Annotated in this window: 22 protein-coding genes; 14 read left to right on the top strand and 8 right to left on the bottom strand. The window is 32.7% G+C overall.

Annotated features, from left to right (window positions below; translation table 11 throughout):
- Window positions 1-133 precede the first annotated feature (133 nt).
- Window positions 134-628 carry a DMP19 family protein gene (locus tag ACTJIW_RS06700; RefSeq protein ID WP_440714917.1) on the bottom strand — a complete coding sequence of 165 codons (495 nt, stop codon included), beginning with the start codon at window positions 626-628 and terminating at the stop codon, window positions 134-136.
- 211 nt (window positions 629-839) lie between these two features.
- On the opposite strand from ACTJIW_RS06700, the gene ACTJIW_RS06695 reads away from it, so the two are divergent.
- The 3 genes from ACTJIW_RS06695 to ACTJIW_RS06685 all read left to right on the top strand — a co-directional run bounded on the left by ACTJIW_RS06695 (window position 840) and on the right by ACTJIW_RS06685 (window position 6,618).
- Window positions 840-4,280, top strand: coding sequence for a methylmalonyl-CoA mutase family protein (locus tag ACTJIW_RS06695; protein WP_440714918.1), 3,441 nt, complete (start codon window positions 840-842; stop codon window positions 4,278-4,280).
- 218 nt (window positions 4,281-4,498) lie between these two features.
- Window positions 4,499-5,704, top strand: a complete 1,206-nt coding sequence (locus ACTJIW_RS06690) for an AAA family ATPase (protein ID WP_440714919.1) — start codon at window positions 4,499-4,501, stop codon at window positions 5,702-5,704.
- A gap of 2 nt (window positions 5,705-5,706) precedes the next feature.
- Entirely contained in the window at window positions 5,707-6,618 is a 912-nt protein-coding gene (locus ACTJIW_RS06685) for a hypothetical protein (protein ID WP_440714920.1), read from the top strand.
- Window positions 6,619-6,882: 264 nt separating this feature from the next.
- On the opposite strand, the gene ACTJIW_RS06680 is transcribed toward ACTJIW_RS06685, so the two are convergent.
- Complete coding sequence (locus ACTJIW_RS06680) at window positions 6,883-7,197, bottom strand: hypothetical protein (RefSeq protein WP_440714921.1); 315 nt, start codon at window positions 7,195-7,197, stop codon at window positions 6,883-6,885.
- A 192-nt stretch (window positions 7,198-7,389) separates the two neighbouring features.
- Between ACTJIW_RS06680 and ACTJIW_RS06675 the strand changes: the two genes are divergently transcribed.
- Window positions 7,390-7,797, top strand: coding sequence for a helix-turn-helix domain-containing protein (locus ACTJIW_RS06675; RefSeq protein WP_440714922.1), 408 nt, complete (start codon window positions 7,390-7,392; stop codon window positions 7,795-7,797).
- Between the two features lie 330 nt (window positions 7,798-8,127).
- Here the strand turns inward: ACTJIW_RS06675 and ACTJIW_RS06670 are convergent, their stop codons facing one another.
- From ACTJIW_RS06670 to ACTJIW_RS06655, 4 genes are all read right to left on the bottom strand, one after another.
- On the bottom strand, window positions 8,128-8,514 hold the full coding sequence (locus tag ACTJIW_RS06670; protein WP_121361787.1) for a secretion protein: 387 nt from the start codon (window positions 8,512-8,514) through the stop codon (window positions 8,128-8,130).
- 381 nt (window positions 8,515-8,895) lie between these two features.
- Window positions 8,896-9,300, bottom strand: coding sequence for a secretion protein (locus ACTJIW_RS06665; RefSeq protein WP_121361786.1), 405 nt, complete (start codon window positions 9,298-9,300; stop codon window positions 8,896-8,898).
- A 431-nt stretch (window positions 9,301-9,731) separates the two neighbouring features.
- Window positions 9,732-10,085 carry a T9SS type A sorting domain-containing protein gene (locus ACTJIW_RS06660; protein WP_121361785.1) on the bottom strand — a complete coding sequence of 118 codons (354 nt, stop codon included), beginning with the start codon at window positions 10,083-10,085 and terminating at the stop codon, window positions 9,732-9,734.
- Window positions 10,086-10,713: 628 nt separating this feature from the next.
- The gene (locus tag ACTJIW_RS06655; protein ID WP_012024405.1) at window positions 10,714-11,112 is read right to left on the bottom strand and encodes a T9SS type A sorting domain-containing protein; all 399 of its coding nucleotides are present in this window, start codon (window positions 11,110-11,112) and stop codon (window positions 10,714-10,716) included.
- Window positions 11,113-11,561: 449 nt separating this feature from the next.
- Here ACTJIW_RS06655 and ACTJIW_RS06650 point away from each other — a divergent pair, with 449 nt between their 5' ends.
- From ACTJIW_RS06650 to ACTJIW_RS06640, 3 genes are all read left to right on the top strand, one after another.
- Window positions 11,562-12,434, top strand: a complete 873-nt coding sequence (locus ACTJIW_RS06650; RefSeq protein ID WP_012024406.1) for an AraC family transcriptional regulator — start codon at window positions 11,562-11,564, stop codon at window positions 12,432-12,434.
- A gap of 218 nt (window positions 12,435-12,652) precedes the next feature.
- On the top strand, window positions 12,653-13,522 hold the full coding sequence (locus ACTJIW_RS06645; protein ID WP_012024407.1) for an alpha/beta hydrolase: 870 nt from the start codon (window positions 12,653-12,655) through the stop codon (window positions 13,520-13,522).
- A 91-nt stretch (window positions 13,523-13,613) separates the two neighbouring features.
- Entirely contained in the window at window positions 13,614-14,132 is a 519-nt protein-coding gene (locus tag ACTJIW_RS06640; RefSeq protein ID WP_440714923.1) for a hypothetical protein, read from the top strand.
- Between the two features lie 73 nt (window positions 14,133-14,205).
- Here the strand turns inward: ACTJIW_RS06640 and ACTJIW_RS06635 are convergent, their stop codons facing one another.
- Together ACTJIW_RS06635 and ACTJIW_RS06630 are read right to left on the bottom strand one after the other, a co-directional pair.
- On the bottom strand, window positions 14,206-15,180 hold the full coding sequence (locus ACTJIW_RS06635; protein ID WP_012024409.1) for a TerC family protein: 975 nt from the start codon (window positions 15,178-15,180) through the stop codon (window positions 14,206-14,208).
- Between the two features lie 230 nt (window positions 15,181-15,410).
- Complete coding sequence (locus tag ACTJIW_RS06630) at window positions 15,411-16,427, bottom strand: glutamine synthetase beta-grasp domain-containing protein (protein WP_012024410.1); 1,017 nt, start codon at window positions 16,425-16,427, stop codon at window positions 15,411-15,413.
- Between the two features lie 427 nt (window positions 16,428-16,854).
- On the opposite strand from ACTJIW_RS06630, the gene ACTJIW_RS06625 reads away from it, so the two are divergent.
- The 7 genes from ACTJIW_RS06625 to ACTJIW_RS06595 all read left to right on the top strand — a co-directional run bounded on the left by ACTJIW_RS06625 (window position 16,855) and on the right by ACTJIW_RS06595 (window position 23,404).
- The gene (locus tag ACTJIW_RS06625; protein WP_012024411.1) at window positions 16,855-19,044 is read left to right on the top strand and encodes a glutamine synthetase III family protein; all 2,190 of its coding nucleotides are present in this window, start codon (window positions 16,855-16,857) and stop codon (window positions 19,042-19,044) included.
- 394 nt (window positions 19,045-19,438) lie between these two features.
- A complete protein-coding gene (locus tag ACTJIW_RS06620; RefSeq protein WP_012024412.1) occupies window positions 19,439-20,284 on the top strand; it encodes a curlin-associated protein in 846 nt (281 codons plus the stop codon).
- Window positions 20,285-20,350: 66 nt separating this feature from the next.
- Window positions 20,351-20,875, top strand: a complete 525-nt coding sequence (locus tag ACTJIW_RS06615) for a hypothetical protein (RefSeq protein WP_440714924.1) — start codon at window positions 20,351-20,353, stop codon at window positions 20,873-20,875.
- A gap of 8 nt (window positions 20,876-20,883) precedes the next feature.
- Window positions 20,884-21,294 (top strand): hypothetical protein, encoded by a 411-nt coding sequence (locus tag ACTJIW_RS06610; RefSeq protein WP_440714925.1) that lies wholly within the window; start codon window positions 20,884-20,886, stop codon window positions 21,292-21,294.
- Between the two features lie 23 nt (window positions 21,295-21,317).
- Entirely contained in the window at window positions 21,318-21,617 is a 300-nt protein-coding gene (locus tag ACTJIW_RS06605) for a CsgE family curli-type amyloid fiber assembly protein (protein ID WP_012024415.1), read from the top strand.
- Window positions 21,618-21,633: 16 nt separating this feature from the next.
- Window positions 21,634-22,038 carry a curli production assembly/transport component CsgF gene (locus ACTJIW_RS06600; protein ID WP_274252861.1) on the top strand — a complete coding sequence of 135 codons (405 nt, stop codon included), beginning with the start codon at window positions 21,634-21,636 and terminating at the stop codon, window positions 22,036-22,038.
- Window position 22,039: 1 nt separating this feature from the next.
- Entirely contained in the window at window positions 22,040-23,404 is a 1,365-nt protein-coding gene (locus ACTJIW_RS06595) for a CsgG/HfaB family protein (RefSeq protein ID WP_440714926.1), read from the top strand.
- Window positions 23,405-23,412: the final 8 nt, after the last annotated feature.

Genomic DNA, 23,412 nt, shown 5'->3' with positions numbered 1-23,412 from the left:
AAATTGCCATGTCTTTAAGCTTTCTTTAACTATATCAGCTAGTTAGTAAAATTGTTACCCTTTCAGAAAGGAAATAAAAAAGGGATCTGTCAAAATATTTGACAAATCCCCATCATTATAGGCATATATTTATTTACTCGAGAATAATAAAATCACTTAAATTTTTTTCTACATAATTTTTTACTTCATAATACTCATCTTGATCATAGAACTCTTTATCAAATGCTTCAAATTCAGGATGTTTTTTGTAAAGTTTTGAAAATGATTCTATATCTGTCTTGTCATTATTTCCTATTTCTTTTGCTAATTTATTACAGTCAGTTTTTATTTTTTCTAAAAGTTTAGCAGTATTTGGAGCTCCCCATTTGGTTATCATTTCTGTTAATGGTGTCTCAAAAATATAACCATAATATCCGTTCCAGATTAGTTGAACAAATCCACCATTTTGTACTTGAGTATATAAAACTATATAACCATATAAGCCATGCTGGTCATCAGTAAAATGTTTTATCCATTCTTTTCCAGTTATTTTCATTAAATTTTCATATTTCCCAGCAATATTTAATAAGTAATCATATTCATATTCTGTTTCCAGCTCATGCTTTTTTATCTTTAAACGCTCATCCATAGTATTTGAATTTAATTTTAAAAACAAAATTATTTAATTGTACTTGTGTAATTTGCCTGTATAAGGTATTTGAATAATAGAATAGGGTTAAAAATGCTATATATAGTTATTAACGAAATCGATATATTTTTCTTAAAACATAAAGGCTGGTTTGTAAATAAATATTAAAATAATTTGTAAATTGCTCCCTTAAAATTATCATATTCATAAAATGGAACAGCAAATATCATATATTCCTAAAAATAAAGTAAGAATTGTCACAGCGGCTTCGCTTTTTGACGGACATGATGCAGCCATTAATATCATGCGCCGTATCATTCAGTCAACCGGTGTAGAGGTAATACATTTGGGGCATGACCGAAGTGTAGAAGAAGTTGTAAATACCGCTATTCAGGAAGATGCCAATGCTATTGCAATGACATCATACCAAGGCGGACACAATGAATACTTTAAATATATGTATGATCTGCTTCGCGAAAAAGGAGCGGGACATATTAAAATCTTCGGAGGCGGGGGCGGCGTGATCCTGCCAAGCGAAATTGAAGAATTACACGAATATGGTATTACAAGAATTTATTCTCCAGACGACGGACGTTCTTTAGGACTTCAGGGAATGATTAATGATTTGGTACAGCGTGCTGATTTTCCTATTGGAGATAAACTAAACGGAGAAATCGATCATATCGAAAATAAAATCCCAACGGCAATTGCACGTTTGATTTCTTCTGCAGAAAATTTCCCGGAAATTGCAAAACCAGTTTTTGACAAAATCCACGAAAGTAATGCAAGTTCTAAAATTCCGGTTTTGGGAATTACAGGAACAGGAGGAGCAGGAAAATCATCTTTGGTTGACGAATTGGTTCGCCGATTTTTAATTGATTTTCCAGAAAAAACAATCGGATTAGTTTCTGTCGATCCTTCTAAAAGAAAAACGGGAGGAGCACTTTTAGGAGACAGAATCCGTATGAATGCCATTAATAATCCTCGTGTGTATATGCGTTCGCTGGCGACACGTCAGTCTAATTTGGCTTTATCTAAATATGTAGCTGAAGCGATTCAGGTTTTGAAAGCGGCAAAATACGATTTGATTATTCTGGAAACTTCGGGAATTGGTCAGTCTGATACCGAAATTATGGATCATTCTGATGTATCCTTATATGTAATGACACCAGAGTTTGGAGCTGCAACACAATTGGAGAAAATCGACATGCTTGATTTTGCCGATTTAGTAGCTTTAAACAAATTTGATAAACGCGGCGCTTTAGACGCTTTACGCGATGTAAAAAAACAATATCAGAGAAACCATAATCTTTGGGATAAAAACCCAGACGAAATGCCGGTTTTCGGAACTATCGCTTCGCAGTTTAACGATCCGGGAATGAACACGCTGTACAAAGCGATTATGGATAAAGTGGTTGAAAAAACGGCTTCAGATTTGAAATCGACTTTTGAAATCACTAAAGAGATGAGCGAGAAAATCTTTGTGATTCCGCCGGGAAGAACGCGTTATTTATCTGAAATTGCAGAGAATAACAGATCTTATGACGAAATCGCACTTTCGCAGCAAAAAGTAGCTCAGAAATTATACGGAATTTTCAAAACCATCGAATCGGTTTCTGGAAAAGTACCGCAGATTACAAAAGCAGGAATCGACGATTCTACAGTTTTACCAAGCGGAATCGCAGAGCACGACGAAAACAGAATCTTTTTAAATCTTTTACTAAATCAGTTTGATAAAGTAAAAATGGATTTAGATCCATACAATTGGGAAATTATCCTGAATTGGGATGAAAAGGTTGCGAAATACAAAAATCCAGTTTACTCCTTTAAAGTACGTGATAAAGAAATCAAGATTGCAACACATTCTGAAAGTTTATCACATTTACAGATTCCAAAAATTGCTTTGCCTAAGTATGAAGGCTGGGGCGATATTCTGCGCTGGAATTTACAGGAAAATGTTCCGGGAGAATTTCCTTTTGCTTCAGGATTATATCCGTTTAAACGTGAAGGCGAAGATCCGTCAAGAATGTTTGCTGGAGAGGGCGGACCAGAAAGAACCAACAAACGTTTTCATTATGTAAGTGCGGGAATGCCTGCAAAACGTCTTTCGACTGCTTTTGACAGTGTAACTTTATACGGAAACGATCCAGATTTGCGTCCGGATATTTACGGAAAAATTGGAAATGCGGGAGTTTCAATCTGCTGTCTGGACGATGCTAAAAAACTATATTCAGGTTTCGATTTGGTTCATGCTTTGACTTCGGTAAGTATGACAATTAACGGGCCTGCGCCAATGCTGTTAGGTTTCTTTATGAACGCGGCAATCGATCAGCAATGTGAGATTTACATCAAAGCAAATGAATTAGAAAAAGAAGTTGAAGCTAAAATCAACAAATTATACAAAGAAAAAGGAATCGAAAGACCAAGATACCAAGGCGAACTTCCTGCTGGAAACAATGGATTAGGATTAATGCTTTTGGGCGTTACGGGCGATCAGGTTTTACCTCAGGAAGTGTATAATGATATAAAAGCCAAAACATTATCGCAAGTCCGCGGAACGGTTCAGGCCGATATTTTAAAAGAAGATCAGGCGCAAAATACTTGTATTTTCTCAACCGAATTTGCTTTACGATTAATGGGCGACGTTCAGGAATATTTTATTACCAAAAACGTTCGTAATTTCTATTCGGTTTCGATTTCAGGATATCATATTGCCGAGGCGGGAGCAAACCCAATTACGCAATTGGCATTTACGCTTTCAAATGGTTTCACTTACGTGGAATATTATTTGAGCCGAGGCATGAACATCAACGATTTTGGACCAAATTTATCGTTCTTCTTCTCAAACGGAGTAGATCCGGAATATTCGGTTATTGGTCGTGTGGCGCGTAAAATTTGGGCAAAAGCCATGAAAAACAAATACGGAGCCAACGAAAGAGCACAAATGCTGAAATATCATATTCAGACTTCTGGACGTTCGTTACACGCTCAGGAAATTGATTTTAACGATATTAGAACGACTTTACAGGCTTTGTATGCGATTTACGATAACTGTAATTCATTACATACCAATGCTTACGACGAAGCGATTACAACTCCAACAGAAGAATCGGTACGTCGTGCTATGGCGATTCAATTGATTATCAATAAAGAATTAGGTTTGGCGAAAAACGAAAACCCAATTCAAGGTTCATTCATCATCGAAGAACTGACTGATTTAGTTGAAGCTGCGGTTCTTCAGGAATTCGACAGAATTACAGAAAGAGGAGGAGTTCTTGGCGCAATGGAAACCATGTACCAGCGTTCTAAAATTCAGGAAGAAAGTTTGTATTACGAAACCTTAAAACACAACGGCGATTTCCCAATTGTGGGTGTAAATACGTTCCTGAGTTCAAAAGGTTCGCCAACGGTAATTCCGGCAGAAGTTATTCGTGCTACCGAAGAAGAAAAACAATACCAAATTACAATGTTGGATAATTTGCATAATTTCCACGAAGCAAAAGTAAACGAGCATTTAAATACTTTACAGCAAGCAGCTATTAAAAACGAAAACTTATTCGACCATTTAATGGAAGCTACAAAGGTTTGTTCTTTAGGTCAGATTACTTCGGCGTTGTTTGAAGTTGGTGGGCAGTATAGAAGGAATATGTAAATTTTTTGTTTTTTATTTATATAGAAAACCTCTCAATATTTTTGAGAGGTTTTTTTATGTTTTAGCTAGAAACTTTATGATTTTACGGTTTTCCTCAATTTTATCAAAAGATGTTTGTATATATTAGCGAATAAAATATTTTAATAGTATAATAAAGATCATAGTATAGTTTTAATTTATTTAAGATAATTATAAATTGCTGTAAACACTGATAACCAATGATAAAAATTACCGAAATTCATATTAAAGGTTTTAAAGAAACTAATAGAGAAATAAATATTATTTTTTCGAAAGAACCAATTACCGTAATTTACGGAGAAAATGGAAGTGGAAAAACAACATTTTTAAAGATAATACATGCAATCTTTAATAAGAACGACACCTACTTATTAGAAGAAAATGTAAAAGAAGTTAAAATTTTGTACTCACTTGATCAAAAGAAAGTAAAATTAAATACTATAAAAATAATTGGTAAAAAAGTAGATTGGGGAGATAACATTAAAGATTTAATTAATGAAACTTCTATACTTTTTGGTGTAAACAGAGGTGTAATACAAAATTTCTCAGAGGTAGACGAAAAATTATCAATACATTCTAATTATCAAACCTTCAAGTGGAGCGATTATAATCTTTTGCTAGATCTTAAGGACAAACCAACTAAAAAAAGCAAAAGTCTTTTTAATGAAAATTGGGATGCTGAAAATCATATTTCTGTTGATTTTATTGGAATTAATCAAATAGAAGATTCTATTATAAAGCAATTCAGAGCTGGGCAGAGGGCAACTTCAGATAAAGTAAAAAATGCTTTTTTCAATACAATATCTAATGCAGTTGATATTGAAATGGAACAAGTTAATTATGACTTACCAGTAGATTTCAATGAGAGAATTGAAAAGAAAAGAAATGTATTAATTTCACTGGTGGAAAAGTTAGATAAATCAGGGCTTCAAAAAAAGTTATTGAATTATTTGAATAAGCAAAACCCATCATCAGAAATAGAAGGTAGCAAAATATTTAGAGTTTTATTAATTAATATATTAGGTAAGGTAGAAGAAGAGAATGTAGAATTAAAATCAATAAGTAAATTAATTGAAATTTTTAATAGTCATCTTTATAGAAATAAAAAACTAATTGTTACAGAGGAAGAGACATTTATTGAAATAAGTAAAAATACTACTCATAATTTAAATAAATTATCAAGTGGAGAAAGACATTTACTGACATTTTTGACATTATTTTTAATTATGGGGAGAAATAGAAGCTTCTTTATAATCGATGAACCAGAGATATCACTAAATATGGTATGGCAACGTGAATTAATCCCTTTACTTAGTGAGCTGAGTCCTGACTCTCAAATTATTGTAGCGACTCATAGTCCTTCAATTTCTCATAAAAATTCTAATTATTTAGTAAAATTAATATAAATATGGGATTAAAATACGACTTATTTGATGTTATGGCTGCTGCGATTATGGTTGAAGAACCAATTTTAATTGTTGAAGGCAAAGATGATTTTCAAATTTATGATGCATTGACCAAGAGTATTAATAAAAAAGTACAAGTTTACCAATCTAATGAGTTTCAAGATTATCATGAAGGATGTGAAGGGGTAATTGCCTGTATTGAAAAACTTCAAACAAAATATGCTGAAAGAGAGGATAATATAAATAAAATTATTGGTATTATAGATAAAGATGTAAGAGATTTTAGGCGAGAGATCCCAAATTTAAAAGGTTTATTTGTAACAAAGCATTATTCCATAGAAACCTATTTCGCAACTTTAAACAATTTAAGACAACTTTTAGTTAATATAACTTATAATATTTGTGAAGAAATTGATGATGAAATTTTACATTTTTTAGAAGATCCGTTTAAAGAAAGTCTTGAAAATCTTTATATTATTTCATTAGAGGCGTTGAAAAATGCTTGTAATAATGGATATGACACTACTGTGGGGTACGATTTTTCTGAACATAAAATTTCTGCTTCTCAATTTTTAGATGATGTATTACCAAGATTAGAAAGCAAGAAGGTTGATTTGGAAAATTTTGCTTTTGAATTAAATCTAAATTTAAGTAATGTAAAATTAATTGCAAAAGGCAAATGGTACCTATATTGGTATTTAAATAATATTTATCCATTAATTAAAGATTTGAAAGAAAAATGCAATGGAAACATAATTACACAATGTCGTTCTTGTCGGGTTGGAAATTTTCAAGATTGCCTATATAAAACGAAAAATGATTATCGAATTGATCATTTAATTGAAATGATGTTGACCTTTATTGATAATCAGGAATGTGAAGATATTTTCGGAATAATTAATAATCTAAATTAGCACTATTTTTATAAGCTACTTCTCAAAAATAGTTGCTTTTTTACAAAAGTTATCCTAATTTCCCGGCTAGCGCGAGCGTCCCGCTCGTGAACGCAACGAAATGCACGAGCGTGACGCTCGCGCCAGCAATAACAATAAAAATCCTATTATCAAATATAGCCCGTGGTTTCAACCACGGGTACACAATACGAGTAAGACAATATTACGTTCCCGTGGTTGAAACCACGGGCTATATGTTTACCGTTTTGGAATCGCAAACAGAAATCAATCAACAATTTCCCCAACAAACCCCAAAAACTCCATTTCATCCATAGGAAACAAATGCAGAACGGTTTCTAAAATCAGACTCACATTAATAGTCGCACTTTTATCTGCTTTAGAAAAATTATGCATATCATTATCAAGCGCCAGAATACACAATTTAAGCAAATCGGTAATGAGGCAGCCGAGTTCTAAATAATTGACCACTTTAAATTGTGCGGTATAAGAATTGGCTTCATTGGTTGGTTTTAGCGTTGTAAAATACTGAGCGGTTAATTTTTGCAGTTTTTGTAGCTTTTCCGTTTGATTCGTTTCCATAAGGCGTATATTTTTAAATCCTTTACAATTTGATTTTTATAAAGTTATTATAAGAAAAATTGTACTTTTGTTTGGTTCGGCGAAGGAAGAAATAGATTTTTATGTAACCTATCAATTTTATGTGTTTGGTACACGATTAAATATGTTTTTTACATCTCGCAGATTCTTACACTAAATTATTATCTTTGAATTATGAGCACACTAACAAAACCAAATCATATAGGGCGAAAAATAAGCCGTATTCGTGAACTTCGTAATATGAAGCAGGAAGCTTTGGCACAGGCTTTAGGAACAAATCAGCAGGCGATTTCTATTTTAGAAAATAGTGAAACGATTGATGAAGATAAACTTATCGCAATTGCAAAAGCACTTGGTGTGACAGCAGAAGCAATTAAAAATTTTTCAGAAGAAGGTATGATTAATTATTTTAATACTTTTAATGAAAGTCCTAATAACTATTTTGGACTTAATAATTGCACTTTCAATCCGTTAGATAAATTAATGGAATCTTTCGAAGAAAATAAAAAGCTTTACGAGCGTTTGCTTCAATCAGAAAAAGATAAAATCGAATATTTAGAAAAATTACTAAATCAGAAATAGTAAATCTTTTTAAGAATATAGAAAACCTCTCAGAAATGAGAGGTTTTTATTTTTGATAGAGAGTTAAAGAATAAAATTCTATACAGTTTGTCATTTCGACGGAGGAGAAATCTTCGCAAGTAACTCCGCAGCGAAGAGTTCAATCTTTGTCGAGCTTCTTACGGAGATTTCTCCTTCTTCGAAATGACAATATTGGGGGTTATACAGTTCTAAGTTCCGAAGGAACGATGCATATTGTAGAGATGGATTTTAATCCATCATAAATAAAAAAAAGCAGCTCCATCTTATAGAGCTGCTTTTCTAATTTTTTTTGTGGGGCAAAAAAAGTGGTTAACGACGAAATCCTGGACTATGGTTTACAGTTTCGTCTAATTTTACAGTTTTTGCCTTTTTAGCAGCAACTTTAATCTCATGTTTCGCAACTTTGTCGTTTGCTGTTACTTCAAGTAAATAAGTTCCGGCAGGAAAACCTTCCAGGCTTATTGTTTTTGAAACTTCTAATTTGTTTGCTGCAGATTCTCCCGCATAAAGTAAATTGTGGTTTTCGTCGTAGATCGAAAAAGATGATTTTTCAACTGTGTCTAAAGTAAAGCTGACTACTTTTCCGTTTCCAGTTTGAATGTGTAAAATGTAATCGCCTTTTCCATCAATGGCGTAAGTAAATACTGTTGCTAAAAAAAAGGCAGCAACTAAACCTGTCTTGGTAAATTTTGTCATGTTTTTTTTAAATTATTATTTTTATTACTTAATGTGGAACGGTCAAAACTACAAATAGAATTTTAATTTTTTATCAAAAAAACTGTCTTTTTTGAGGTTTAAAATGCTGAATTAAAACCTTTTCTGTGTTTTGTCTACGCTATGTACGTAAATACGGGACTTGCGGTTTTATCTTTTTTAAAATTATTTTTTAACAAAAAAAAGCGGCTTTAATAATTATTAAGAATAATTTTTCAAAAAAGTTAAAGAGAGTTTTTTTCTTCGGTTAAAAGCATAAAAAAACAGCTCAATAATCACAAAGAGCTGTTTTTTAAAACAATCACAGTTTTAACTTTACTAACTATCTAACCTTATTTATACTTTATGAGAAGTATAACTTTTTTAGCGCACTGCTACGCTTGTATTTTTAGCAGCATATCCTGCTTTATAAACTGTCGAAATTGCTTTTGCAGATAAAACTGTAGCATCATCTGTAATTTTAATTTCGTGTCTAACTTTTTTTACATTGTCTTCTGCCTCTAAAAAGTAAGTTCCTTCCGGAAATTCTTCTAAGCTGAAGGTTCTTAATATTCCATCTTTACCTGAAGCAGTTTCAGAATAAATTAGAGATCCGTCTTTGTCGTAAATTGCAAGGTTTGCTTTTTGTACTCTGTTAAGAGCAAATGTTATAAGCTTTCCGTTTGCTTTTATTACATGAAGATTAAAATCTTCGTTCCCATCAATTGCATACGTACTTCCTGTAAAAAGTACAGCACATACTAAACTCAATTTTAAAATCTTTTTCATAGTTCTTAGTTTTTAAATTATTAGTTTAATTCTCTGATGTAAAATTACTTAAGGACTACAAAAAAAGTATCTGCTCTATTTTCCAATTTCGATGCTGTATTCTCATTTACGAAACCGTTATAGGTTAAAATTTGAATTATATTTATCGTTTTGGTTAATTCGGTTATTATTTTTCAACGTTTTTACAAAAATGTAAATTTACCTTTATCTTACAATTTTGTAATATTTGATGCAAAAAACAGGTCGTTGTATTAATTGATTTTTATCGAAAAGTAAAGCACAAAAAAAACAGCTCAATAACCACAAAGAGCTGTTTCTAAAACTTTCGTTTTTAAACTTTACTAACTATCTAACCTCATTTTTATACTGTATGCGAGTATAAATTTTTACAACGCATGAGTGCGTTTATATTGTTTGCAGAAATCTGCTTATTAAAGTGCTTTTGAAGACAAAACAGAAGTTTCGTTTGTAATTTTAATTTCGTGTCTTGCTTTTTTATTGTTGTTTTCGATTTCAAGGAAATAAGTTCCTTCTGGAAATTCTTCTAAACTGAATGTTCTTAAAATACCTTCTTTTCCAGAAGCATTTTCAGAATAAATTAAACTTCCGTTTTTGTCATATATGCTAATGCTTGCTTTTTGAACCTGGTTTAAAGCAAAAGTGATCATTTTACCATTTGCTTTCATAACGTGCATATTAAAAACGTTACCTCCGTCTATTGCATAAGTACTTAATCCTGATAAAAGTACAGCACATACTAAACTCAATTTTAAATTCTTTTTCATACTATTTTATTTTAATGTTTTTATCTCTAATTCTCTGATGTAAAATTACTTTAGATGTATGTGTTTTTTATCAACTCTATTTTCCAATTTCTATGCTGTATTCTCATTTACGAAACCGTTATAGGTTAAAATTTGAATTATCTTTATCGTTTTCGTTAATTCAGTTGTTATTTTTCAAGGTTTTTAGATAAAGGTTCTGAGGATCTAAGTTTCTAAGATTCTAAGTTTTTTAAAATCTGAAACAAGAAAATAAAGCCGAGGTTTCAATTGCCGGAAACGTAATATAAATCACAATCAGTATCCTAATCTTTGTCTCTGTGGTAAAAAAAACACAGGGAGTATTTGAAATTGGATTTATTTAAATGAGGAGTGTGTTATTTTCAATATTAGCGCAGTCAAAAGAAATATAGCCAGCGGTTTCAACCGGTGGAACACATATAATAAGAATGTAGTTTTTGTATTTGAAAAACAATGAGAATTATAGATATCTGCAAAAAATCTAAAATTCAGAAAAGTTTAGAGCAAAAAAAAACAGCCCAATAACCACAAAGAGCTGTTTTAAAACTTACGTTTTTAACTTTACTAACTATCTAACCTTAGTTTTATACTTATGAGAAGTATAACTTGTTTAGCGTACTGCTACGCTTGTATTTTTTTCAGTTGTTTTGTAAACTGATGATATTGCTTTTGAAGATAAAGTTGTAACTTCATTATTTACGTTGATTTCGTATCTTACTTTTTTAGCGTTGTCTTCAACTTCTAAAAAGTAAACTCCATCAGGAAAATCCTGTAAGTTGAAAGTTCTTAAAATTCCATCTTTACCTGAAGCAATTTCAGAATAGAATAATGTACCTTCTTTATCGTATATAGCCAATTTTGCTCTTTGTACTTGATTAAGACCAAAAGTGATATTTTTTCCGTTTTTTAATACATGAAGATTAAAGTCCTCATTTCCATCAATCGCATAAGTACTGAAACCTGATAAAAGCACCGCACATACTAAACTTAATTTTACAATCTTTTTCATAGTATTTGTTTTTAAAATTATATCTCTAATTCTCTGATGTAAAATTACTATGACTGTATTGTTTTTATATCAACTCTATTTTCCAATTTATGTGCTATATTCTCATTTACGAAACCGTTATAGGTTAAAATTTGATTTTTTTTAGGTGTTTTTGTTAATTCAGCTATTATTTTTCAAATATTTTTAAATGTTAAGATTTTTTAAAACTTCTAATATTCTTACAGAAATAATAAATGTCTATAAAAATGGTCGATTTAATACGATATATTAAAAAAATCAGGAAAAAAAATATTGGTCGTTTAAAAAACGGGCATTTTGCGATTGTTTAAAGTTTGGCTTTTTGCTTATTTTGATGAAAAATTCTCATTTGCGAAACCGTTGTAGGTTAATTTTTAAATTATATTAGGTATTTTTGTTAAATTTGCTATTATTTTTTAAAAGGATTTATCATGAAAACAATTGCCCCAGCTCTTGAAGTGATAACTAACTCATACGGAAGTTCTTTTACCTACACGAAACACGCCGAAAAGACCAATAGCAAAGCTCATTTATGGCATTATCATCCTGAGATTGAGTTGGTTTATATAAACGGCGGGGCAGGAAAAAGACAAATAGGAAGCCATGTTTCCTATTACACAAATGGTAGTTTGATCTTGATAGGCTCTAATTTGCCGCACTGCGGTTTTACGAATGAACAAACGGGAAACGTAAACGAAACGGTTATTCATATTAAACCTGAGTTTTTGGGGAATGGCTTTTTTGGAGTACCGGAAATGAGAAAGATTCAAAATGTTTTGAGTCAGTCAAAAGGCGGAATTGCTTTTGGAGGCGAAACAAAAAAACAAATTGGAAAGAAAATAGAAATGATGGAGCATCAGCTTCCGTTCGAACGTCTGCTTACACTTTTAAGTATTTTGGATGAGTTAGATTCGTCTGAAGAATACACAATGCTGAATGCAGATGGTTTTGCAATGGAACTTCAAACTCAGGATAACGATCGTATGAATGTTGTCTTTAATTATGTTAAAGATAATTTTCAGCAGTCTATAGCTATCGACGAGGTTTCAAGCCTGGTAAGTATGACAACTCCTTCGTTTTGTCGTTATTTTAAAAAAATATCTAATAAAACATTTACTGAATTTGTAAACGAATATCGTTTGGTGCATGCTTCAAAACTTTTGGCCGAAAAACCAATAAGTATAAACGAGGTTTGCTATGAAAGCGGTTTTAATAATTTCAGCCACTTTAGTAAATCGTTTAAACAATATACCGGAAAAAGCGCATCGCAATACCGCCACGAACACAAGATTATAATTAGTTAATATTTGTTGAAGGTTAAATTTTATCAGCCTCGAATTCATGAATTTAATTCATTGAATTCGAGGCTTTTTGTCTGCTAAAAAAAAATCATTTCAATCTGTGTAATCTGTGACAAAAAATTGAGAGGCTTTGTTCTTAGAAAATCAGTGAGATTTTTCATATAGTTATTCGGAAAAAAGTATATTTACATTCCTTTTAATCGAAAAAAAAACTATCAAAAATGAAAAACCTTAAAATTTTACTATTCGCCGTTTTTCTGTGTCTTTCGTCAATGTCATACGCAGCAAAAGTAGACACTTTACAAATTGCAAGTGCAGCCATGAGTAAAACTTACAAAGCTGCAGTTGTTTTGCCAAATTCGTATGCTAAAAGTAAAACTGCTTTTCCGGTAATGTATTTACTGCACGGTGCATACGGACATTTTAGCGATTGGCTGAAAAATACGCCAAACAAAAAACTCGTTCAAAATTTATCAGATCAATACAATCTTATTATTGTAATGCCAGAAGGCGAGACCTTTAGTTTTTATCTGGATAGTCCGGTAAATAAAGAAAGTCAGTTTGAAACTTTTATTACACAGGAAGTAATTCAAAAAGTAGATAAAACCTACCGAACAATAAGCAATAGAAACGGAAGAGTAATTACAGGTCTATCAATGGGAGGGCATGGTGCTTTGTATCTTTCGACCAGGCATCCTGATTTATTTTGTGCGGCCGGAAGTATGAGCGGTGCAGTAGATATGGGTACCATGCTTAATCGTGAATCATCGGCTCAGGTTGTAAAATTAATGCAGCCGGTTTTTGGAGATAAAAGTGATAGTTCTGAAATGTACGCACAGCACGCTGTTATGGGAATGCTCGATAAAATAAAAGCAAACAAACTGCCTTTAGTTATAGACTGCGGTGTAGATGATTTCCTGATAGAGCCAAACAGAGAATTACACCGACGATTAGTATATAATAAAGTAGAACACGATTACACCGAACGTCCGGGTGCGCATACTTGGGACTACTGGGAAAATTCACTGCCATATCACGTTTTGTTCTTCAATAAAATTTTGCTTAAAAATCAAGTAGTTACTAAGAAATAGGTGAAAAATATCTAATTTTTAAACCTTAAGATTTTTTTTGGTTTGATTTTTGGAATACCTTTATAGTACAAACCTTAAAAAAGATAATATTATGAAAAAGATACTTACACTATTCGCAGTTGTTGGGTTAATTGCATTTACAAGCTGTGAAGGACCAGAAGGGCCTCCGGGACAAGATGGAGGAGTTTTGCTTCCTTATGTTTATGAAATGAATAATGTTAATTTTGCTGGACCAGATTTTGCTGTTACCAGTACACCGTCAGGTATGTTGTCTGGAGATAATGTTTTGGTATATGAGTTAGTTAGTGCTCCAAATGCAACTGACAGCTGGGCATTGTTACCTCAGATATATTACTTTAATGATGGTTTAGAAACTGCTCAGTATAATTTTAACTTTTCTAAAAATAGAGTTACAGTTTTTATTGATGGAAGTTTGAGTGATTTATCTCAGTTGCCAAGTAGTTTTAGACTTGGAAAAACGTTTAGAGTTGTTATTATTCCTGGAGATGACGGGTTAAATGCAAAAAAAGCAAAAGCTGATTATTCAGATTATAATGCTGTAATTAAAAAATATAACATTGATGATAGCAATGTTAAGCAATTAAACTAATTCTGAAATGAATTAATAAAAAAAAAGGAAATCGTAAGATTTCCTTTTTTTTATACCTAATATATTAGAACTATTAATGCTGATCTAAATCAGAATCAGTTAATACTTTTTCTTTTCCGAATTTAAGTGAAACCAATATTCCTACTAAAAGTGAAAGTGCAATAAATCCTAAAGATGCCCATTCTGGAACGTGTATCCAATCGTGTAAAAGCATTTTTAAACCAACAAAAGCTAAAATGGCAACTAAACTGTATTCTAAATAACTGAATTTTGCCAGCATATTTGCCAGGAAGAAATACATAGAACGCAATCCAAGAATAGCAAAAATATTAGAACTGAATACTAAAAACGGATCTTTAGTAATAGCAAGAATTGCAGGAACACTATCTACAGCAAATAAAACGTCCATTACCTCAATTACAATCAAAGCTACGAAAAGCGGGGTAGCGGCTTTTTTTCCTTTTTCGGTTAAAATGAAAAATTTCTCACCATCCATTTCTGATGTAATAGGAATAATTTTTCCTAAAGCTTTGTAAACAAAAGAGTCTTTTGGGTGAAAATCTTCTTCTTCGCCAGAAAACAACATTTTTACAGCAGTAAATATTAAGAAGATTCCAAAAATATAAGTAGTCCACGCAAATTTATTGATAAGCATTACTCCGAAGAAAATCATTAATCCGCGGAATACAATTGCGCCCAGAATTCCCCAGAATAAAACTCGGTGCTGGTACTTTTGCGGAATTTTAAACGATGCAAAAATAATGGCAATTACAAAGATATTATCGACACTTAAAGATAATTCGATTAAATAACCGGTGATAAACTTCATTGAAGCTACTGCAGGTTTTAAACCATCAGGGTTTTCGATATAATCTGTAGTGTAAAGCCAATAAATTACTCCTGAAAAAAGAAAGGATAAAGTAACCCAAATTAAGGTCCATTTGCTGGCTTCTTTGGTGCTTATAATATGAGGTGTTTTGTTAAATACACCTAAATCTAAAGCAAGAATAAAAACTACGGCCAGCAAAAAGAGAGTCCAGACTATCATGTTGATTTTTTTAAATGATTTACAAAGATAAGTTTTGATGTTTAACTTAAAAATTAAATTTAGTCCTAAAATTAAGGAATATTTGTTATTTGTAAAATGTTAATTATTATAGAGTTATGAGGTTTCTGTGTGTGTAAAATTCAAAATGTTTTTAAAATTTGCAGAGTTTAACGCATAAAAAAATGCCAGCAGTAATGCCGGCATTTTTAGAATATATTGTAAGCTTTGAATTATAGAGCTGATTTAACAGTTTTGATAATTCTAGCAGCAATTTTGTAAGGGTCTCCGTTTGAAGCTGGTCTTCTGTCTTCCAACCATCCTTTCCATCCTTTTTGAACAGTCATTAAAGGAATTCTGATAGAACATCCTCTGTCTGAAACTCCATAAGAGAAATCGTGGATAGAAGCAGTTTCGTGTTTACCAGTTAAACGTTGGTCATTGTAAGCTCCGTAAACTGCGATGTGCTCAGCAGTAACAGGACGGAAAGCTTCACAAATTCTTTCGTAAGTAGCCTGGTCTCCACATGTTCTTAATACTTCGTTAGAGAAGTTAGCGTGCATTCCAGAACCATTCCAGTCTGTATCTCCTAGAGGTTTTGGGTGATATTCAATATAGTAACCATATTTCTCAGTTAAACGGTCTAATAAGTAACGAGCAACCCAGATTTCGTCTCCTGCTTTTTTAGCTCCTTTAGCGAATAATTGGAATTCCCATTGTCCGCAGGCAACCTCTTGGTTGATTCCTTCAAAGTTGATTCCTGCAGCGATACATAAATCAGCGTGTTCTTCAACTAATTTTCTACCGTGAGTGTTTTTTCCACCTACTGAACAGTAGTACATCCCTTGTGGAGCAGGGTATCCTCCAACTGGGAAACCAAGTGGAAGCTGTGTTTTAGTATCCATGATGAAATACTCTTGTTCGAAACCAAACCAAAAATCATCATTATCATCATCAATTGTGGCTCTTCCGTTAGATGGGTGCGGAGTTCCATCAGCATACATAACTTCAGACATTACTAACCATCCGTTAATACGAGTTGGATCTGGATAGATTGCAACTGGAACTAATAAACAGTCAGAAGATCCACCTTCAGCTTGTTTTGTTGACGAACCGTCAAATGACCAATTTCCAAGTTCTTCTAATGTTCCTTTGAAATTTTCGTGCTCTTCAACTTTAGTTTTACTTCTAAGATTTTGAGTTGGTTCATATCCGTCTAACCAAATGTACTCTAACTTAATTTTAGCCATAATAATATAAATTTATTTTTTTTGTTTTTTCGCTGGGTCAAATATAGATTTATTTTTTTAGTCCTAAAAATTAGGGGGCTATTTTGTTTTACGAAGTACTATTTTTTTGAGAAGCGCAATTTTGATAGGGGTATATTTTAAAAAAAGTAATTTTTAACACTATAAAAAAATAAATTCGTAAAAATATGGTGTTGTTTTTGAATTTTAGGGTTAAGAAATTATGAAAAAATGTTTATTTAATGAATAATATTGAGGTTTTTTGTTATATTTCTTTACATCATCTTTATTATTCTTTAAAAAAAGCTTCATCTGTTGAAAAATCCTCGTATAAAAATCTCGAATTTAAGTTTAAAACAGGGTTATTTATTGTTTATATTTGTCGATCATTTTTCAATGAAAATTATTACGAATTTTTAAAATTATAGACATGTCAACATTACGTTTCCAAGCGCTAAAAGAAGCTTCTACCAGAAAGCCGGTGCATTTTGAAGAAATTGATAGAAAATCTAATCTTTTTGGTTCAAATGTGTTTAATGAAAAAGCAATGAAGCAGTATTTAACTTCTGATGCTTTAAAAGGAGTAAGAGATGCCATTCAACATGGAACGAAGATAGAACGAAAACTGGCAGATTATATCGCCATGGGAATGAAAGAATGGGCATTATCAAAAGGCGTTACACATTATACACACTGGTTTCAGCCGCTTACAGGAACAACAGCAGAAAAACATGATGCTTTTTTTGAAACGTCTTATGACGGCAATGAGTCTGTGGAAAAATTTGGCGGTGCACAATTAGTACAGCAGGAACCAGATGCATCAAGTTTCCCAAATGGTGGAATTAGAAATACATTTGAAGCAAGAGGTTATACAGCCTGGGATCCAACTTCGCCTGCTTTTATATATGGTACAACTTTATGTATTCCAACTGTATTCATCGCTTACACTGGTGAAGCTTTAGATAATAAAATACCTTTATTAAGAGCATTATCTGCAATTGACGAAGCAGCTACAGAAGTTTGTAAATATTTTGACAAAAACGTAAAAAAAGTAACTGCAACTTTAGGATGGGAGCAGGAATATTTCCTGATTGACAAAGCGCTGGCAAATTCTCGTCCAGACTTAATGATGACGGGAAGAACCTTATTAGGTCATACTTCTGCAAAAGGACAGCAGTTAGACGATCACTATTTTGGATCTATCCCAACCCGCGCGCTTACTTATATGAGAGATTTAGAGCAGGAATGTATGTTATTGGGTATTCCGGTAAAAACGCGTCATAATGAGGTTGCGCCAAATCAGTTTGAGTTAGCACCAATTTTTGAAGAAACAAATCTTGCTGTAGATCATAACTCTTTATTAATGGATGTAATGCAGAGAGTAGCAGAACGTCACGACTTTAAAGTATTATTTCACGAAAAACCATTTAAAGGTGTAAACGGTTCTGGAAAACACAATAACTGGTCACTGGCAACAGATACAGGAGTTAATTTATTGAGTCCGAGCAAAACGCCAATGAGTAATTTACAGTTTTTGACTTTCTTTATTAATACAATAAAAGCAGTAAATGATAACGAAACTTTATTAAGAGCTTCTATCGCAACAGCAAGCAACGACCACAGGTTAGGAGCAAACGAAGCGCCGCCGGCAATTATGTCTGTATTTATTGGAGCGCAATTAACAAAAGTATTGTCTGAGTTAGAAAGTGTAACAACAGGAAAACTTTCTCCAGAAGAAAAAACAGATCTTAAATTAAATGTAGTTGGGAAAATTCCAGACGTATTATTAGACAATACAGATCGTAACAGAACTTCGCCTTTTGCTTTTACAGGAAATAAATTTGAGTTTAGAGCCGTAGGTTCAAATTCAAACTGTTCAAACGCAATGACCACTTTGAATGCGATTGTAGCAAAACAATTAATAGACTTTAAAAATGAAGTAGAGAACCTAATTGAGTCGAAAGACATGAAAAAGGATGATGCTATTTTTAATGTTTTAAGAGAATACATCAAACAATCTAAAAAAATCCTTTTTGAAGGAGACGGTTACAGCGAAGCTTGGGAAAAAGAAGCAGCAAAAAGAGGTTTAAGCAACTTTAAAACTACTCCGGAAGCTATTAAGGCTAAAGTATCAAAACAAGCTTTGGAGTTATTTGCTGAACTTGGAATTTTTAACCACGTTGAAGCCGAAGCCCGTTACGAAATTGAATTGGAAGAATACACAAAGAAAATCCAGATTGAAGGCAGAGTTTTAGGTGATATTGCCAGAAATCATGTAATTCCTACAGCAATTCGTTATCAGAATACTTTAATTGAAAATGTAAAAGGTCTAAAAGAAATCTTTGGAAAAGAATTTGAAACCATTGCAAAAGAGCAGATTACTTTAATTAAAGAAATTTCAGGTCATATTGAAGGAATCAATTCTAAAGTATTGGCAATGACTAATGAAAGAAAAAAAGCAAACCAATTGACTGATGCTCAAAAAATGGCCGAAGCATATTGCAATAAAGTAAAACCTTATTTTGATGAAATTCGTAATCACTGCGATAAATTAGAGTTATTAGTTGATGACGAAAGCTGGACACTAACAAAATATAGAGAATTACTGTTCACGAAATAAGTTTATATAATTAGAAATGTTAAAAACCTGTCTTGATAAAGACAGGTTTTTTTATGATAAAATGAAAAATTGGTCTAATTGATACTCATTTTAATAAATGTTAGTCCTTAAATGTAAATAAATTGTAATAATAAAGTAATTTCCTACTTAAATTTTTAGCCGTTTTAGTAGTTCATCGAGATAGTTTTACATTTCATCGAAAAGAAGTTAAGTAATTGGAAAATAGCTAATTCTACATGAATCGTGTATCAATAAGTTTTCTAATTTTGGTCAAGAGAAAAGGAAATAAAGATTCAATTTTTGTTTTCAAATGAAGATGTAAAGCCCCCAGACTTTCCCCCAAATCAAAACCTGCATAATAAGTTGTATTAATAACCAATTAAATATATTTATTATGAAAAAAGTAATTTTAAGCATCTCAGCGATGCTGTTTGTGGGAGTAGCGGCAATCGCTCAAGGTAACACTTCATCAGTGAACCAAGTCGGAAATTCTGACACCGGTATTGTGAATCAAAACGGACAAACAAATGATTCTAAAATTGACCAGTTAGGAGATTCAAACAAATCAGAAGTTTATCAGGGAATTCAACCGGCAACTTACAATGCAGTAAACAATAAAGCTGATGTAAAACAAGACGGTAACAGCAATGGTGCATTTATTTCTCAAAGCAACCATGATAACCAAGCTTATCAAACTCAAAAAGGAAACAGCAACTCTGCTACAATCTGGCAAGATCAAATTGTTAATGCACCAAGCTCAACTGGTGGATTTGACAAAGCCTGGCAGACACAAACTGGTAACAACAACACTGCAACTGTAGATCAAGGTACTACTGGTAACGAAAAACCAACAGGAGCTCCTTTTACAGCTGCTCAAATTGGACATGTTAATGGTGTAGCTGTTCCGGTTGGTCCTCACAGCAAAAATGAAGCTACTCAAACTCAAAAAGGAGATAACAACGTAGCTTATGCCAGCCAAGGTGGTGTTTCTAACAAATCATGGCAGACACAAACTTCTCCAAGCGGTACTACTGCAGCAAACAAAAATGTTTCAAACCACTATCAATATGGTGATGAAAACCAAGCTACATCTGTACAAAACGGTACTAAGTTAACAGAAAACACATTACAGATTGGAAACAAAAATACAGCAACTGTAACTCAAACTGGTGCTGCACACAGCAGTATTGCTTTCTCTAAAGGAAACATGAATGTAATCACTGTTACTCAAAGCAACTAAGGGTTAAAATACAAATGTGATAGTCGCAGAACGACTATCACATTTTTTAATTTTAAATGTATCAAGATGAAAACTTTCATTCTCTCTATACTATTATTAATTCTTTATTGTCCTGCCTTTTACGGTCAGTATAATAAAGAAGACAATTCACAATTCAGCCATTACAGTTCCTCACTTTTTAACTCAAAAGAAACCGCAATGAGCGTGGTTTCGGTTTTAGATAAAAAGGAACAAAATGAGCTAAATTCAAAAATCCAGCCTGGTGTTCAAATTCAGCAGATTGGAGATTTAAACAAAGTAAAAGCCAATTTACAATCAAATGAAACCAAAGTTTCTGTTGACCAAAAAGGAAATGTAAACGAATTGCTTTTGGATAAAAAAGCCAAAACGATTACACAAAATGTGATTCAAAAAGGAAACAATAATAAAATTTCTGATTTTACATTAAACACAAATTATAATGTAAATATGGAAATGATTCAAAAAGGCGATAATCAAAACATTCAGAATATTGGAACCAATTCCCTTTCAAAAAACATGAAAATTACACAAACAGGAAATGGAGCTTCAATAATTCTTATTAATAAATAAATTGAAACATGCGTTTTTTAAACAGACATACTATAAACTTAGTCCTTTTTTATACTACTATGGCTTTCTTCGGGCAGGTGCCGCAGGACAAAATAAAAGCTAAAATTGAAGTAGAAAACATTGAAGGAAATGTAAAAATTACCGGTACAGCCGAAAATCTCACCGATGTTATGAGAAGTGCTGCATACAGGTTGTCTGTTATAAAAAATAATAATAAAAGTAATAATCAGTCAAATAATGACCAGGTTGGAATATTTACCCTGCAGCCAAATGAAATACAAAAACTGTCAACCTCACAGATCAATCTTCTGGAAGATGATGAAGTAATTGTACTGCTTTTGTTTTATGATGAAAACAAGCAGATAATTGCAAAAGACCGCGTGGTTTTGGGTGAAGAAAAAAAAAAGAAGATCCAATAATTCTTCCTGCTGACGGATTTGTTTTGCGGGGAATTATTACAGATGATACCAAAACCAAAATGGGAAAAGATTTTTATGACAGGTATTATTACAAGTACAATGATATTGGAATCAACGCTGATAAAATAGTCACAATAGGTGAAGAATATAGTTTTGCGAGAAACACCGCTATAACCGTTTCTATAGATAACGAAGTTATATACGAGTTTCTGGCCAGACCAGACGACGAATTCTTAGACGCTGTTGCAGAAGAATCTGTAAATGCAACCTTCACTTATTTGAAAGAAAAAGAAAAAGAGCGCAAATATTTCACTCAGTATTAATTTTATTATTAACGACATGAAATTTATAACCATCCTCGCAGTATTCCTGCTTATTTCTCCATTTATAAATGCGCAGGCCTTAGTTTATAAACCTGTAAATCCTGCATTTGGCGGAGACACTTTTAATTATCAATGGCTTTTGAGCAGTGCCGAGGCTCAAAATAAGCAAAAGGATAAAACAGCCGAAACAAAAGAACAAACAGACCTAGAACGGTTTAAAGCCAATTTAAATTCGCAGCTCTTAAGTCAGATTTCGAGTACGCTTTATAAACAGCAATTTGGTACTGACGGTATTAAAGAAGGCTCTTATACCTTCGGAAGTTATTCTGTCGACGTTTATCCATCAGCAGATGGACTCACACTTAATATTTTAGATACCAATACCGGCGAACAAACTCAGGTAATCATCCCAAATCAATAACATGAGATTACATTACTACTTATTTATTCTGATCGCATTTCTTTTTGCGGGCTGCGGTGCTTATTACAATCAGCCGACCGGAGTACAAAAAGCAATTTTGGGAGAAAGCACTCCTGCGACATCTTTATTAAAAGACCTGCCAAAACCAAAAGAGCAGGTTGTAGTTGGGGTTTATAAATTCCGTGACCAAACAGGACAATATAAACCACAGGAAAACGGAAGCAGTTTTAGTACAGCCGTAACCCAGGGAGCAACTTCAATTTTAATAAAGGCTTTAGAAGATTCAAAATGGTTTATCCCAATTGAACGTGAAAATATTGGAAACCTGCTTCAGGAACGAAACCTTATTCGTGCTACAAGACAGGAATATGTAAAAAATGCCAATCCAAATGAACCACAGTTAACTCCTTTATTATATGCCGGAGTTTTGCTCGAAGGCGGTATTGTTTCGTATGATTCTAATATTATTACCGGAGGTTTTGGTGCTAGATATTTTGGTGCCGGAGCATCTGTAAAATACCGTCAGGATCGTGTTACCATTTATTTAAGGATGATTTCAACATCAAACGGAAAAATTTTAAAATCGGTTTATATCTCGAAAACCATTTTATCGCAGGCAATTGATGAAAGTTTGTTTCGATATGTAAATTTTAAAAGACTTTTGGAAGTTGAAACAGGTTATACAACAAATGAGCCCGTACACATGGCGGTTACCGAAGCCATAGAAAAAGCTGTAGAATCTTTAGTCTTAGAAGGACTTCAGGATAATATTTGGGAAGCTGATGCACCAAAATGGCAGGTCGATAATTTGATAAAAGTCTATAATGAAGAAAATAAAACTGCCGATGTAACAGGACTTTATGGAAGAGTTTTAGAAAACAGAAGAGGTAAATATGCCATAGAAGTTTCGGGGGGAGCTGCTTTAATGGACGGAGATTATCGTGATCCGCTTTTAAGACCTTTTGGGCGGGGTGCATTAAAGTTCTTTTTAACACCTTCCTTTAATATAAGTGCTTCTACAAATGTTGTAAATCTGGCCAACAAAAATTTGCTCGATGTAGGATATATAACATACGATCTTAATCTGGAATGGATTTTACTTCCAAAAGACCGATTAACACCGTATTTATATGGCGGCGGCGGACTTGCGATGAATCGGAAATTTGAAAACACATACGGAAAACTGCAGTATGGAGCAGGACTCGAATATTTGGTTTCAGACCAAATTGGACTAAAATTATTTGCTGAACAAAACATCAACTTTAGTGATAATGTCGATTATATAAAAGCAGGAACCAGAGACGATTATTATTACAAGTTTGGTTTTGGACTTACTTATTATTTTGGTAAAAAGAAAAACAAGTAAGGAGATCA

This window comes from Flavobacterium sp. 22659 (assembly GCF_052044235.1).
Lineage (GTDB): Bacteria > Bacteroidota > Bacteroidia > Flavobacteriales > Flavobacteriaceae > Flavobacterium > Flavobacterium johnsoniae.
The sequence above is the reverse complement of the archived record's forward strand: the minus strand, read 5'-3'. Positions and strand labels throughout refer to the sequence as shown.

Excerpts from the sequence above, each read along its gene's own strand:
- ACTJIW_RS06700 (WP_440714917.1), bottom strand. The coding sequence starts at position 628 with ATGGATGAGCGTTTAAAGATAAAAAAGCATGAGCTGGAAACAGAATAT.
- ACTJIW_RS06695 (WP_440714918.1), top strand. The coding sequence starts at position 840 with ATGGAACAGCAAATATCATATATTCCTAAAAATAAAGTAAGAATTGTC.
- ACTJIW_RS06690 (WP_440714919.1), top strand. The coding sequence starts at position 4,499 with ATGATAAAAATTACCGAAATTCATATTAAAGGTTTTAAAGAAACTAAT.
- ACTJIW_RS06685 (WP_440714920.1), top strand. The coding sequence starts at position 5,707 with ATGGGATTAAAATACGACTTATTTGATGTTATGGCTGCTGCGATTATG.
- ACTJIW_RS06680 (WP_440714921.1), bottom strand. The coding sequence starts at position 7,197 with ATGGAAACGAATCAAACGGAAAAGCTACAAAAACTGCAAAAATTAACC.
- ACTJIW_RS06675 (WP_440714922.1), top strand. The coding sequence starts at position 7,390 with ATGAGCACACTAACAAAACCAAATCATATAGGGCGAAAAATAAGCCGT.
- ACTJIW_RS06670 (WP_121361787.1), bottom strand. The coding sequence starts at position 8,514 with ATGACAAAATTTACCAAGACAGGTTTAGTTGCTGCCTTTTTTTTAGCA.
- ACTJIW_RS06665 (WP_121361786.1), bottom strand. The coding sequence starts at position 9,300 with ATGAAAAAGATTTTAAAATTGAGTTTAGTATGTGCTGTACTTTTTACA.
- ACTJIW_RS06660 (WP_121361785.1), bottom strand. The coding sequence starts at position 10,085 with ATGAAAAAGAATTTAAAATTGAGTTTAGTATGTGCTGTACTTTTATCA.
- ACTJIW_RS06655 (WP_012024405.1), bottom strand. The coding sequence starts at position 11,112 with ATGAAAAAGATTGTAAAATTAAGTTTAGTATGTGCGGTGCTTTTATCA.
- ACTJIW_RS06650 (WP_012024406.1), top strand. The coding sequence starts at position 11,562 with ATGAAAACAATTGCCCCAGCTCTTGAAGTGATAACTAACTCATACGGA.
- ACTJIW_RS06645 (WP_012024407.1), top strand. The coding sequence starts at position 12,653 with ATGAAAAACCTTAAAATTTTACTATTCGCCGTTTTTCTGTGTCTTTCG.
- ACTJIW_RS06640 (WP_440714923.1), top strand. The coding sequence starts at position 13,614 with ATGAAAAAGATACTTACACTATTCGCAGTTGTTGGGTTAATTGCATTT.
- ACTJIW_RS06635 (WP_012024409.1), bottom strand. The coding sequence starts at position 15,180 with ATGATAGTCTGGACTCTCTTTTTGCTGGCCGTAGTTTTTATTCTTGCT.
- ACTJIW_RS06630 (WP_012024410.1), bottom strand. The coding sequence starts at position 16,427 with ATGGCTAAAATTAAGTTAGAGTACATTTGGTTAGACGGATATGAACCA.
- ACTJIW_RS06625 (WP_012024411.1), top strand. The coding sequence starts at position 16,855 with ATGTCAACATTACGTTTCCAAGCGCTAAAAGAAGCTTCTACCAGAAAG.
- ACTJIW_RS06620 (WP_012024412.1), top strand. The coding sequence starts at position 19,439 with ATGAAAAAAGTAATTTTAAGCATCTCAGCGATGCTGTTTGTGGGAGTA.
- ACTJIW_RS06615 (WP_440714924.1), top strand. The coding sequence starts at position 20,351 with ATGAAAACTTTCATTCTCTCTATACTATTATTAATTCTTTATTGTCCT.
- ACTJIW_RS06610 (WP_440714925.1), top strand. The coding sequence starts at position 20,884 with ATGCGTTTTTTAAACAGACATACTATAAACTTAGTCCTTTTTTATACT.
- ACTJIW_RS06600 (WP_274252861.1), top strand. The coding sequence starts at position 21,634 with ATGAAATTTATAACCATCCTCGCAGTATTCCTGCTTATTTCTCCATTT.
- ACTJIW_RS06595 (WP_440714926.1), top strand. The coding sequence starts at position 22,040 with ATGAGATTACATTACTACTTATTTATTCTGATCGCATTTCTTTTTGCG.